The organism is Escherichia sp. MOD1-EC5495 (assembly GCF_002965965.1).
Lineage (GTDB): Bacteria > Pseudomonadota > Gammaproteobacteria > Enterobacterales > Enterobacteriaceae > Escherichia > Escherichia ruysiae.
In genome coordinates, this window is sequence record NZ_PTRI01000018.1 from 59790 (window position 1) to 72372 (window position 12583).

Here is a 12583-nt window from a genome sequence, read left to right on the forward strand (position 1 = left end):
AGGGAATAGTCAGGAGATGCGTTAATCCCACAAATCACGCGCCGGATCGAGCACCGGGCGAATGATGCCCGCACGCACCGTAAAGTCGCCGAAGCCTTCACCCGCTTCGCGCTCTTTCGCCCAGCGCCCTATCAGCTCATCAAGCGACGCCAGGATTTCCGGCTCGGTGATGTTTTCTTTATACATCCGTGGGATACGTGTCCCAATGCGGTTGCCGCCAAGATGCAGGTTGTAGCGACCCGGCGCTTTACCCACCAGGCCCACTTCCGCCAGCATCGCGCGACCACAACCGTTCGGGCAGCCTGTTACACGCATCACGATATGCTCATCGCTGACGCCATGTTTCGCCATTAAATTATCGATGTTATCGATAAACGATGGCAGGAATCGTTCAGCTTCCGCCATCGCCAGTGGGCAGGTCGGGAAAGAGACACAGGCCATTGAGTTTTCACGCTGCGGCGTGACGGCATTCATCAACCCACTCTCTTTGGCGATCTTCTCAATCTTCGCTTTCTCACTTTCCGGTACACCGGCGATGATCAGATTCTGGTTCGCCGTAATGCGGAAATCGCCTTTGTGGATCTTCGCGATCTCCAGCAGCCCCGTTTTCAGCGGACGCCCCGGATAATCGAGAATACGACCATTTTCGATAAACAGCGTCAGGTGCCATTTGTCGTCAATACCTTTAATCCAGCCGATGCGATCGCCGCGTCCGGTGAACTCATACGGACGGATCGGTTCAAACTTGATCCCCGCACGACGTTCCACTTCCGCTTTAAACGTCTCGACCCCCACACGTTCCAGCGTGTATTTGGTTTTGGCATTTTTACGATCGGTTCGATTACCCCAGTCACGCTGAGTCGTCACGACGGCTTCCGCCACCGCCAGCGTATGCTCCAGCGGCAGATAGCCAAACTCGCTCGCGGTGCGGGCGTAGGTTTTTTTGTTACCGTGTTCGATAGACAGCCCACCGCCCACCAGCAAATTGAAGCCTACCAGCTTGCCGTTTTCTGCTATTGCCACAAAGTTCATGTCATTGGCGTGCAGATCAATGTCGTTCTGCGGCGGGATCACTACCGTCGTTTTAAACTTACGCGGTAAATAGGTCTGACCGAGGATCGGTTCTTCATCAGTGGTGGCGACTTTCTCCTGATCGAGCCAAATCTCCGCATATGCACGAGTACGTGGCAGCAGGTGCTCAGAAATTTTCTTCGCCCATTCATACGCTTCCGCGTGCAGCTGCGATTCAAACGGGTTCGAGGTGCAAAGCACGTTACGGTTCATGTCGTTGGCGGTTGCCAGCGCATCAAGCCCGACCGAGTGCAGCATCTGGTGTGCCGGCTTAACGTTCTTTTTCAGAATGCCGTGGAACTGGAACGTCTGGCGGTTGGTCAGACGAATGCTGCCGTAAATCGTGTTGTCTTCAGCAAATTTATCAATCGCCTGCCATTGTCTGGTGGTGATCACCCCACCAGGCAGACGGCAACGCAGCATCATCGCATGACGCGGTTCCAGCTTCTGCTCGGCACGCTCAGCGCGGATATCGCGGTCATCCTGCTGATACATACCGTGGAAGCGGATCAGCAGAAAGTTGTCGCCTTTAAAGCCGCCGGTCAGGCCGTCGTTTAAATCTTCAGCAATCGTGCCGCGCAGGTAGTTGCTCTCAAGCTTCATGCGCTCCGCGTCTGCCAGTTTACCTTCGACCACTAAAGGCCCTGGATGTTTTTCGCTCATTAGTAGACATCTCGCTGATAACGGCGCTCAACGCGCAGCTCACTTAAAAATTCATCCGCCGCTTCGGTGTCCATGCCACCAAATTCGGCAATCACTTCCAGAAGTGCCTGTTCAACGTCTTTCGCCATGCGATTGGCGTCGCCGCAGACATAAATGTGGGCACCGTCATTGATCCAGCGCCACAGCTCTGCGCCCTGTTCGCGCAGTTTGTCTTGTACGTAAATTTTTTCTTTTTGATCGCGCGACCAGGCGAGATCGATACGCGTCAGCACGCCTTCTTTGACGTAACGCTGCCATTCCACCTGATAGAGGAAATCTTCCGTAAAATGCGGATTACCAAAGAACAGCCAGTTTTTACCCGGCGCTTCGTCGGCGGCGCGCTGCTGCATAAAGGCGCGGAACGGCGCGATGCCCGTACCGGGGCCAATCATAATCACCGGAGTTTCGGGGTTAGCAGGCAAACGGAAGTTTTCGTTATGTTCGATAAAGACGCGGACTTCGCCCTCTTCTTCCACGCGATCGGCGAGGAAGCTGGAGGCACCACCCGCACGGGCGCGGCCTTCCACGTCATAACGCACAACGCCGACGGTGACGTGCACTTCGCTCTCGACTTCCGCCTGCGATGAGGCGATGGAATACAGGCGCGGCGTCAGTGGGCGCAAAATACCGATGAATGCATCAGCGTCCAGTTGTGCCGGAGAGAAACGCAACATATCGACAATTGGCGTGGTTGCCGCGTAATGCTGCAACTTCGCTTTATCGCCCACCAGCGGCAGCAGCGTTTCACTGCGCGTTAAAGTGGCGTAGTTCTCAACAATATTCGCGGTGTTGACGGTCAGTTCGAAGTGCCACTGTAAGGCTTCTGCCAGCGGTAGCGTTTTGCCGTCAACGGTGACGGGTTCATCGCCTTTCAACCACAGCAGTTCAACAATCTCTTTTACCAGTGCGGGATCGTTCTGATACCAGACGCCCAGCGCGTCGCCCGGCTGATAGCGCAGGCCTGAATCACCTAAATCGATCTCGATATGGCGAACGTCTTTTTCAGAATTGCGTCCGGTAATTTTCTGGTTAACCGAAAGGCTCGCCACCAGCGGCGCTTCTTTGCTATATGGGCTGGTGTGAATTTCATTTACCGCGCCAGTAGCGACGGATTGCAAAGGAGCCGCAACAGGCGCGCGGGACTTCAGAACATCAACCACGCGGGCGCGCCATTCGCTGGCGGCTGCCTGATATTCAACGTCAGCATCAACACGGTCGAGCAGGCGTTCACCGCCCAGTTCCGCCAGCTTGCTGTCAAAATCTTTACCGGACTGGCAGAAAAACTCATAAGAGGTGTCACCAAGGCTAAACACGGCAAAAGCGGTATTTTCCAGCTTCGGCGCTTTTTTGGAGAACAGGAACTTATGCAGCGCGACGGCTTCTTCCGGCGGTTCCCCTTCCCCTTGTGTTGAAGTCACCACGATAAGCAGTTTTTCACTGGCGATTTGTTTGAATTTATAGTCGCCTGCGTTCACCAGCTTAACGTTCAGTTTTGCCGTTAATAAGTCGTCACGTAACGCTTCAGCTACCCGGCGAGCATTACCCGTTTGCGAAGCGGAGATGATGGTGATACCCGGCATTTCTGCGCCTGGCGCAGGTGTAGCTGCAAGTGTACCTGGCTGCTGGTTAAGTATTCCCCAGAAATAGCCGGATACCCACGCAAGCTGGGTAGGAGTCAAATCAGTAGTGGCTGCCTGGAGGCGAGCCAGTTGCTCCGGGTTCAGCGGAAGCAAAGCGGAAGGTGGGGCCTGTGTCGTCATTCGTCGTTATGTTCCAGTAAGCAAAGCTGTTTCTGCGCCCTGTCTGCGCCCATAAAACAAAAGAGAAGGTAAGGTTAACGGGGCGAACGGTGTGGATTAAAGACGGGATAGCGATAACTAATAACCAAATCGACTAACCTGTTTTAGCAATAGTCTTTAACAACAAAATAGATTTATTAACCCAATGAAAAATAAATAAATATTGACCATCATTAAGATAATTAGGCTATTTTGCGCAACAAACCCATTTTAGATAATGCGAAAAAACAGGCTTTCCGGTACTCTACGCCCGTTTTGTCGTCCTGTAGAGAAATTATGATGTCCACCACGTTATTTAAAGATTTCACCTTCGAAGCCGCTCACCGCTTACCACACGTCCCACAAGGGCATAAATGTGGTCGCCTTCACGGGCACTCTTTTATGGTGCGCCTGGAAATTACCGGGGAAGTCGATCCGCATACGGGCTGGATTATCGATTTCGCTGAACTGAAAGCGGCATTTAAACCAACCTATGATCGCCTCGATCACTATTATCTCAATGATATTCCAGGTCTGGAAAACCCGACCAGCGAAGTTTTAGCAAAATGGATTTGGGATCAGGTTAAACCTGTTGTTCCGCTGTTAAGTGCGGTTATGGTGAAAGAAACCTGCACCGCAGGTTGCATCTATCGCGGCGAATGATAAGAGTGTGTCGGCGGTCAATTTCCCTTAAGTAACGCTATGTTAGGGTGTTGCGCTCTGGATATGTGGGGCACGGCGTAACGCCATTAACGGCTGTGCAAGTTTGGGGGCGGCGATTAATACAGCGGTAGGTCTGGGTCTGTATCCGGATTACGCAACGGCGATCGACAAAATGGTTCGCGTGAAAGATATCTTTATGCCTGTTGAGTGCAATGCCAAACGCTACGACGCGATGAATAAAGGTATTTTCAAAGACCTAACCAAACACACCGATGTGATTTTGAAAAAATCGTATGAAGTGATGTATGGTGAGCTGGGGAGTGCGGATTCGATCCAGAGCTGGTCGAATGCGTAAGTAAGGAAGACCGGGCGGGAAACTGCCCGGGCTGAACCCTACTGAAAGGTTTATCCCCGCTGACGCGGGGAACTCGATTCCACCGTGGACGACCTGAAGACTATTCACGGTTTATCCCCGCTGGCGCGGGGAACTCTCTAAACATAACCTATTATTAATTAATGATTTTTTAAGCCAGTCACAATCTACCAACTTTACAGGATCACACAAACAACACATCTACTATGTTAAAGAGCACTTAATCCATTGACTGAAAAGGTAAATATTTAAAATAAATCTATAAAAACTAAAATCTACCAAACTTCACCGCAATAATTTTCACCCCAGCGAAAAATTAACGCCACAGAATTTGTAGAGAATGGCAATGATTAGTCCAGGATGGGCAAAATGGAGTAGTTTCAGAGGCGACAAAGAATATAAATGAGTGGAGTTATTTACAGGTTCCACTCATTTTCAACGCTTATAAATGTTTAATCAGGCAATATTCAAATATTTATGCGTTTGCATCGACAAACGCCAGTTCCGCGCAATGCAGGTTTCAATACACAAACGCGTGGCATCATCCTTCTGGCTAATCGGCTGAAGGGCAATTACTCGCGGTTTATCATCGGTCAGCGTCGCCAACAATTCATCCAGTGCTTCAATATCCCGTACGCGTCCAACAGGATGTTTAATTTCATTGGCTCGTTCCAGTGCCTGAGACAACACTTCATAGCCGCCACGCATATTTATTTTTGGCGACACGGTAACCCAGGTATTCGGTGTGCAACGCACTTCATGAGTGCCGCTGGTTTCGATCTGGCAGCTAAAACCATTCTTTTCGAGCAGGTCGGTCAATGGCAGCAAATCATGAATACAAGGCTCACCACCAGTAATCACCACGTGACGCGCGGTGTATCCCTGACGACCGATGACTGCGAGCAAGTCTTCACTGCTCGCTGCCCCCCACTTATCACTCTCTTTGGTTTTCGCCAAAATGCTGAAAAGAGAAACTTCCCGATCCTCAAGTTTTTCCCACGTGTGTTTGGTATCACACCAGGCACAGCCGACCGGGCATCCCTGTAAACGAATAAAAATGGCGGGGACGCCGGTAAAGTAACCCTCACCTTGCAGGGTCTGGAACATCTCGTTAATCGGGTACTGCATAGCATTCTCTGTAAAGTGGATAATTGTTAATTATTGCAGATCCTACCGCAATATTCATGCTTTATTAACATTCTGTTACATGCGGGTTTAAGATAAAAAGGTGAATCAGATCATTAAGGAAATAATGAAACGACGTATTATGTCCTGGGGAATTAAACTAAAGGGATTTAAACATGCTCAGAATATTCATCGTAATTATATTTATTTTCAATTTATCAGGTTGTGGATATAACGATATTCAAACTTATGACGAGCAGATTAATTCATCCTGGTCAGAAGTTCTGAATCAGTATCAACGTCGCGCCGACCTTATTCCTAATCTCGTCGCCAGTATTAAAGGTTATTCCAGCCATGAAAAAGAAGTGTTGGAAGCCGTAACATTGGCGCGTAGCCAGGCTAATCGCGCCAGCAGCGATCTTCAGCAAGCTCCGGGAGATGCGCAAAAATTACAAACCTGGCAGCAAGCTCAGTCGCAGCTGACACGTACACTCGGCCAGCTAACGATTATTAGTGAGCGTTATCCTGAATTAAAGGCTCAGGAACTCTATCAAAATTTGATGGTACAACTTGAAGGAAGTGAAAACCGAATTGCCGTTGCGCGAGGAAGATATATTAAAGCCATTGAACAATATAATGTTACCATCCGCAAATTCCCCGCTGTATTAACCGCAAAGGTAATGGATTACACACCGAAGAAAAATTATTTGCCAGATGATGTCGCCGCAGTAAGTAAAGCCCCAACAATAGATTTTAGCCAGAATACTCATGCTCATTAAGCGGAGAAGCCCTATGCGAAATTTTATCTTTCTTATGGCTTTCTTCTGTTCATCTGCGTTTGCCACGCAAATTCCAGTACCTGAAATACCCAAGTATGTAAATGATTTAACTGACACATTGACGAACAACGAAGTAAACACCCTGACCAACCAGATTAAAGCCCTGACGCAAAAAAATCAGGCGCAGCTGGTCGTGTTAGTGGTTGAAACAACAGGCGATGAAACCATCGAACAGTACGCAACGCGGGTATTCGATAGCTGGAAGCCAGGTGATAAAGACCGCGATGATGGCATTCTGCTGTTAGTCGCCTGGCAGGATCATACCGTGCGTATTGAAATCGGTTACGGGCTGGAAGGCGTTATTACGGATGCACAGTCCGGACAAATTATTCGCAACAGTATTATTCCAGCATTTAAAAATGGCGACCTGGCTGGCGGTTTGCAAGAGGGAATCAGCGATATTGAAAGTCGTCTGACAGAGGATAATTTAGCAACGATAACACCGACCGATCACCCTTTACCCTTTAGCGGTTGGTGGGCTTTGTTGGCCTGGGCGATAGTACTGACCTTTATTTCCGCCAGGGGATATATCAAAACGCTGGGATTGATTTGCTTCGCAGCTGTTGTACTGGCCTTTGTTTTACCTATTGCCGGTTTCAGCGGAAGCTGGGGAGTGCTCGCAACATTACTCTGCTTCGCCACACCATTTCTGGCTGTCGCCATCGCCTTTACCCCTTTCGGCAGAAAAGTGCGTGATTCAATGCGTAAGGCCAACCAGCCATCACGTCATACCAGAAGCAATTCTAACTACAGAGATTCGTCGTCATCATCATCCTCTTCTTTCGACAATGACAATTTCAGCGGTGGCGGCGGTTCATCTGGTGGCGGTGGCGCTTCCGGGCGCTGGTAACGAAAGGAATTGCTATGCGTATTTTTATCCTGATTCTGGCGCTATTCGGTTTTCCTGTATTCGCTGAACAAGTGCCATATGTAACGGACTTGACCGGGACGTTAACGCCAGAAGAACAAACAGCTTTAACTCAACAATTACAGACTCTCGAGCAGCAAAACCACTTCCAGGTGGCAGTGTTGGTTGCGCCGACCACAGGGGGCAAAAACATTAAACTTGCAGCCTCGCAGAGCTACGGGGTATATCACTGGAAACCCGTTGGAGAGAAGCGGTACGGCGAAGGTATCTTAATTCTCGTCGTTTGGCCGGAAGGGCGGGCGTCAATGAAGATTGGACATGGACTGGAAGAAATGTTGCCACCAGAACAAGCTTCGCAAATTGTTCGTTACCGTATGCAATCAGAGTTTGAAAAAAACAATCTCTTCGCCGGATTAACGCAGGGAGTTGAAGGCATAGCTCTGTTTACCCATACCAAAGCGAACCTTAGTCCACTGGATGCTTTAGCCAATCATCTGTTTGCTAATCCGCAACGCTCACTGCCATGTCTTGCCTGGACATTGCTGATGATCGCCATTATTGCCGCCGTCTGGCGCTTCATCGATAATCCTGGACCTGTAATATGGCTTATTTCACTGGCAACCCCCGTCGTTTGGTTTTGCTTCTTTCGTGATGATGTCATCATTCGGCGAATATCTTTAGTATGCATAAGTTTATTGTTTACTGCCAAATGCTGGCGGCGCCTGATGGTGTTTTTTCATATGAGCCGCGCATTCTCCATGATGCTGGCACCAAAGAATAAAAACACCAAAGCAATAAAACAAAATACGCCTCTGCAACATCCTAAGTCAGGACGAAATTCATTGTTTGTCGTGCTGCTGATAATTGTTGTGGGATGGTGCCTGGTTTTCGCCAGTAATAAAGATATGGCATTGATATCAACAATTATCGGGCTGACTGATTATTTTATCGGGCCAATAACCATTGCTGGCATCGTTCTGCTGATCATTGTGGCTATATTTACCGGCAATCTTAAACTGGGTTCCAGTGCAAAAAATAACAAAAAAACGGAGAGTAGTGCTGCTCATTCTCGCTCTTCGTCGAGAAATTCTTTTCGTGGCGGGGGCGGATCTTCAGGAGGCGGCGGTTCATCCGGACGCAGGTGATCAATATGCGCTTAATCTTTTTTCTACTCATATTGTGGTGCGTTCCTGTGTTTGCCCAGCAAATTGCTGTACCGGAACTACACCAACAGGTGACCGATCTTACTGATACATTAAGTTCACCTGAGCAACAATCTCTGACACTGCAGTTACAGAAGATTGCACAGAATACGCAGGCGCAGGTCGCTATATTAGTGGTGCCATCCACTGGTGAAGATACCATTGAACAATATGCAACACGCGTTTTTGATAGCTGGAAGTTGGGCGATGTACAGCGTAACGATGGTATTTTACTCCTGGTCGCCTGGGAAGATCATACCGTCCGTATTGAAGTTGGCTATGGACTGGAGGGCGTTGTTACCGACCTGCAAGCGGCAAAGATTATCAGTGATATATTGATCCCCGCGTTCAAAAACGATGATCTTATGGGAGGGTTAACACTGGCCAGCGAAAATATCGGCGCGCTTCTGTTGAATGGTGAATTGCCAGAAGGCAGCGGAAATCATTACAGTATCAAAACTCCAATTCCATTATCGATTGCTATCATTATTTTACTGGCTGTACTTTCGTATTTTATTATTTTTACCGATCCATCAAATCTACCGTGGATTGCCCTCACTGCCGCAATTTACGGGATGGTATTCCTCTATGTTGCCGAGCCAGGACCATGGACGAATTTAATCGTTGCCTGCGGTATGTTAACGCCTTTTGCGATCGTACCGCTGCTTATCTTCTGGCTTCTGGTGAATAAAAAGTTACGCGCCAAATACAAGAAGCTCGGTAAAGAAAGAGCTTCAAAAAAAGGTTCTTCTTCATCCTCTTCCGGTGGAGGTTCAAGTGGCGGCGGATTTAGCGGAGGTGGCGGTTCTTCTGGCGGTGGCGGCGCGTCCGGCCGCTGGTAACTCAACCATAAAAAATGCCAGCCCGGAGGCTGGCATTTTTAAATCAGATAAAGTCAGACTTATGCCTGGCCTTTGATCTCTTTACGACCGTTGTACGGTGCTTTTTCGCCCAGAGCTTCTTCAATACGAATCAGCTGGTTGTATTTAGCAACACGGTCAGAACGGCTCATAGAACCGGTTTTGATCTGGCCTGCAGCAGTACCAACAGCCAGGTCAGCGATGGTAGCGTCTTCAGTTTCACCAGAACGGTGAGAGATTACTGCAGTGTAGCCAGCGTCTTTCGCCATCTTGATTGCAGCCAGAGTTTCGGTCAGAGAACCGATCTGGTTGAATTTGATCAGGATGGAGTTAGCGATACCTTTTTCGATACCTTCTTTCAGGATCTTGGTGTTGGTTACGAACAGGTCGTCACCAACCAGCTGGATTTTGTCGCCCAGAACTTTGGTCTGGTATGCGAAACCGTCCCAGTCAGATTCGTCCAGACCGTCTTCGATAGAAACGATCGGGTACTGTTTGGTCAGTTCTTCCAGGAAGTGAGTAAATTCTTCAGAGGTGAACGCTTTGTTGCCTTCGCCAGCCAGAACGTATTTACCGTCTTTGTAGAATTCAGAAGCTGCGCAGTCCATCGCCAGAGTGATGTCTTTGCCCAGTTCATAACCAGCAGCTTTAACAGCTTCAGCGATTACAGCCAGAGCTTCAGCGTTGGAACCCAAGTTCGGCGCATAGCCACCTTCGTCACCAACAGCAGTGTTCATGCCTTTCGCTTTCAGAACTTTTGCCAGGTGATGGAAAACTTCAGAACCCATGCGGATGGCTTCTTTCACAGTTTTCGCGCCAACCGGCTGAATCATGAATTCCTGGATATCGACGTTGTTGTCAGCGTGCTCACCACCGTTGATGATGTTCATCATCGGAACCGGCATGGAGTATTTGCCCGGAGTACCGTTCAGTTCAGCAATGTGCTCGTACAGCGGCATACCTTTAGCAGCTGCAGCAGCTTTGGCGTTAGCCAGAGATACAGCCAGGATTGCGTTCGCGCCGAATTTGGATTTGTTTTCGGTGCCGTCCAGGTCGATCATGATCTTGTCAATGCCAGCCTGATCTTTGGCATCTTTGCCAATCAGCGCCTGAGCGATCGGGCCGTTAACCGCAGCAACAGCTTTGGTTACGCCTTTGCCCAGGAAACGGGATTTGTCGCCATCGCGCAGTTCCAGTGCTTCACGGGAACCAGTAGAAGCACCTGACGGAGCAGCTGCCATACCGACGAAACCACCCTCCAGGTGTACTTCGGCTTCAACAGTCGGGTTACCACGGGAGTCGATGATTTCACGACCGATGATTTTTACGATTTTGGACATTAGGGTTTCCTCAAGTCACTAGTTAAACTAAAACTCCAGACAAACAACGCGTACCCTGGGTACGCGTTGCCGTTCTAACTTTTTTACTTACTTCGCCTGACGTTTCTGGAACTCGCTGGCGGCTTTCACAAAGCCGGCAAACAGCGGGTGACCATCACGTGGAGTAGAAGTAAACTCCGGATGGAACTGACAAGCCACGAACCACGGGTGATTCGGAACTTCGATGATCTCGACCAACTGATCATCCCCGGAACGGCCCGCAACGCGCAGACCTGCATCTTCAATCTGTTTCAACAGCATGTTGTTGACTTCGTAACGGTGACGATGACGCTCAACAATTGTCGGCGCATTGTACAGCTGGCGAACCAGACTATCGTCAACCAACTGGCACTGCTGTGCGCCGAGACGCATGGTGCCACCGAGATCGCTCTTCTCGCTACGAACTTCAACGTTGCCGTTTTCATCGCGCCACTCGGTAATCAGCGCCACAACCGGGTACTTACAGTCTGGCACAAATTCCGTAGAGTTGGCGTTCTCCATGTTGGCAACATGGCGAGCGTAATCAATTAACGCCACCTGCATACCCAGGCAAATGCCCAGATAAGGAATATTGTTCTCACGCGCAAAGCGCGCGGTAGTAATCATGCCTTCTACGCCACGATAGCCGAAACCACCAGGTACGAGGATCGCGTCCAGACCTTTAAGGATTTCAACACCGCGCGTTTCAACATCTTGTGAATCGATCAGTTTAATGTTGACACTGACACGATTTTTCAGCCCACCGTGTTTCAGTGCTTCAATCACGGATTTATAAGCGTCCGGCAGTTCAATGTACTTACCGACCATACCGATGGTAACTTCGCTCACCGGATTCGCTTCTTCAAAGATAACCTGTTCCCATTCGGACAGATCCGCTTCCGGGCAGTTCAAGCTGAATCGTTTACAAATATAATCGTCCAGCCCCTGAGATTTCAACAGGCCCGGAATTTTATAGATGGAATCGACGTCTTTCAGAGAAATAACCGCTTTTTCCGGAACATTACAGAACAATGCAATCTTCGCACGTTCGTTTGCCGGTACGGCGCGATCTGAACGACAAATCAGGATGTCAGGCTGGATACCGATAGAGAGCAGTTCTTTTACAGAGTGCTGAGTCGGTTTAGTTTTGACTTCACCAGACGCTGCCATGTACGGCACCAGCGTCAAGTGCATAAACAGAGTATGTTCGCGGCCAATTTCAACAGCCAACTGGCGAATCGCTTCGAGGAACGGCAGGGATTCAATATCACCTACAGTACCGCCGATTTCTACCAGAACCACGTCGTGGCCTTCGCCACCAGCAAGAACGCGTTCTTTGATAGCGTTAGTAATGTGTGGGATAACCTGTACGGTTGCGCCTAGATAGTCGCCACGGCGTTCTTTACGCAGAACGTCAGAGTAGATACGACCCGTGGTGAAGTTGTTACGGCGGCTCATTTTAGTACGAATGAAACGCTCGTAGTGCCCCAGGTCCAGGTCGGTTTCAGCGCCGTCTTCAGTAACGAACACTTCCCCGTGTTGGATTGGGCTCATAGTACCTGGATCGACGTTGATGTACGGATCCAGTTTCATGATGGTCACATTGAGGCCACGGGCTTCAAGAATGGCTGCGAGGGAGGCTGCGGCAATGCCTTTACCCAGAGAGGATACGACCCCGCCGGTCACAAAAATATAGTTCGTTGTCATGCTGAACCTGAGAAGTTAGGTTGAAAAGACGATGGAA

10 protein-coding genes and 1 pseudogene are annotated in these 12583 nt (G+C 49.3%); 6 read left to right on the forward strand and 5 right to left on the reverse strand.

Annotation, left to right across the window (positions count from 1 at the left end; all coding sequences use genetic code 11):
* Positions 1-21: 21 nt before the first annotated feature.
* Together cysI and cysJ are read right to left on the reverse strand one after the other, a co-directional pair.
* Positions 22-1734, reverse strand: coding sequence for an assimilatory sulfite reductase (NADPH) hemoprotein subunit (gene cysI, locus BEG40_RS15510; RefSeq protein ID WP_001290644.1), 1713 nt, complete (start codon positions 1732-1734; stop codon positions 22-24).
* Positions 1734-3533: an NADPH-dependent assimilatory sulfite reductase flavoprotein subunit gene (cysJ, locus tag BEG40_RS15515; protein ID WP_105285695.1), complete on the reverse strand. Its 1800-nt coding sequence runs from the start codon at positions 3531-3533 to the stop codon at positions 1734-1736. Before cysJ ends, cysI begins: the two co-directional genes overlap by 1 nt.
* Before the next feature lie 315 nt (positions 3534-3848).
* Here cysJ and queD point away from each other — a divergent pair, with 315 nt between their 5' ends.
* Together queD and BEG40_RS15525 are read left to right on the forward strand one after the other, a co-directional pair.
* Complete coding sequence (gene queD, locus BEG40_RS15520; protein ID WP_016159619.1) at positions 3849-4214, forward strand: 6-carboxytetrahydropterin synthase QueD; 366 nt, start codon at positions 3849-3851, stop codon at positions 4212-4214.
* Between the two features lie 70 nt (positions 4215-4284).
* Positions 4285-4569: pseudogene (locus BEG40_RS15525) on the forward strand (FGGY-family carbohydrate kinase); the annotation flags it as partial.
* A gap of 474 nt (positions 4570-5043) precedes the next feature.
* Here BEG40_RS15525 and queE read toward each other — a convergent pair.
* Positions 5044-5715: a 7-carboxy-7-deazaguanine synthase QueE gene (queE, locus tag BEG40_RS15530; protein ID WP_001199968.1), complete on the reverse strand. Its 672-nt coding sequence runs from the start codon at positions 5713-5715 to the stop codon at positions 5044-5046.
* 173 nt (positions 5716-5888) lie between these two features.
* Here queE and BEG40_RS15535 point away from each other — a divergent pair, with 173 nt between their 5' ends.
* From BEG40_RS15535 to BEG40_RS15550, 4 genes are read left to right on the forward strand one after another with little or no spacing between them, the layout of a single operon-like run.
* Positions 5889-6491 carry a LemA family protein gene (locus BEG40_RS15535; protein WP_000944220.1) on the forward strand — a complete coding sequence of 201 codons (603 nt, stop codon included), beginning with the start codon at positions 5889-5891 and terminating at the stop codon, positions 6489-6491.
* 13 nt (positions 6492-6504) lie between these two features.
* A complete protein-coding gene (locus tag BEG40_RS15540; protein WP_105285696.1) occupies positions 6505-7401 on the forward strand; it encodes a TPM domain-containing protein in 897 nt (298 codons plus the stop codon).
* A 14-nt stretch (positions 7402-7415) separates the two neighbouring features.
* Positions 7416-8564 carry a TPM domain-containing protein gene (locus tag BEG40_RS15545; protein WP_105285697.1) on the forward strand — a complete coding sequence of 383 codons (1149 nt, stop codon included), beginning with the start codon at positions 7416-7418 and terminating at the stop codon, positions 8562-8564.
* A complete protein-coding gene (locus BEG40_RS15550) occupies positions 8561-9463 on the forward strand; it encodes a TPM domain-containing protein (RefSeq protein ID WP_123058473.1) in 903 nt (300 codons plus the stop codon). Before BEG40_RS15545 ends, BEG40_RS15550 begins: the two co-directional genes overlap by 4 nt.
* Before the next feature lie 59 nt (positions 9464-9522).
* On the opposite strand, the gene eno is transcribed toward BEG40_RS15550, so the two are convergent.
* Both eno and pyrG read right to left on the reverse strand, forming a co-directional pair.
* Positions 9523-10821: a phosphopyruvate hydratase gene (gene eno, locus BEG40_RS15555; RefSeq protein WP_000036723.1), complete on the reverse strand. Its 1299-nt coding sequence runs from the start codon at positions 10819-10821 to the stop codon at positions 9523-9525.
* Positions 10822-10908: 87 nt separating this feature from the next.
* Positions 10909-12546: a glutamine hydrolyzing CTP synthase gene (pyrG, locus tag BEG40_RS15560; protein ID WP_000210857.1), complete on the reverse strand. Its 1638-nt coding sequence runs from the start codon at positions 12544-12546 to the stop codon at positions 10909-10911.
* Between the last annotated feature and the right edge of the window lie 37 nt (positions 12547-12583).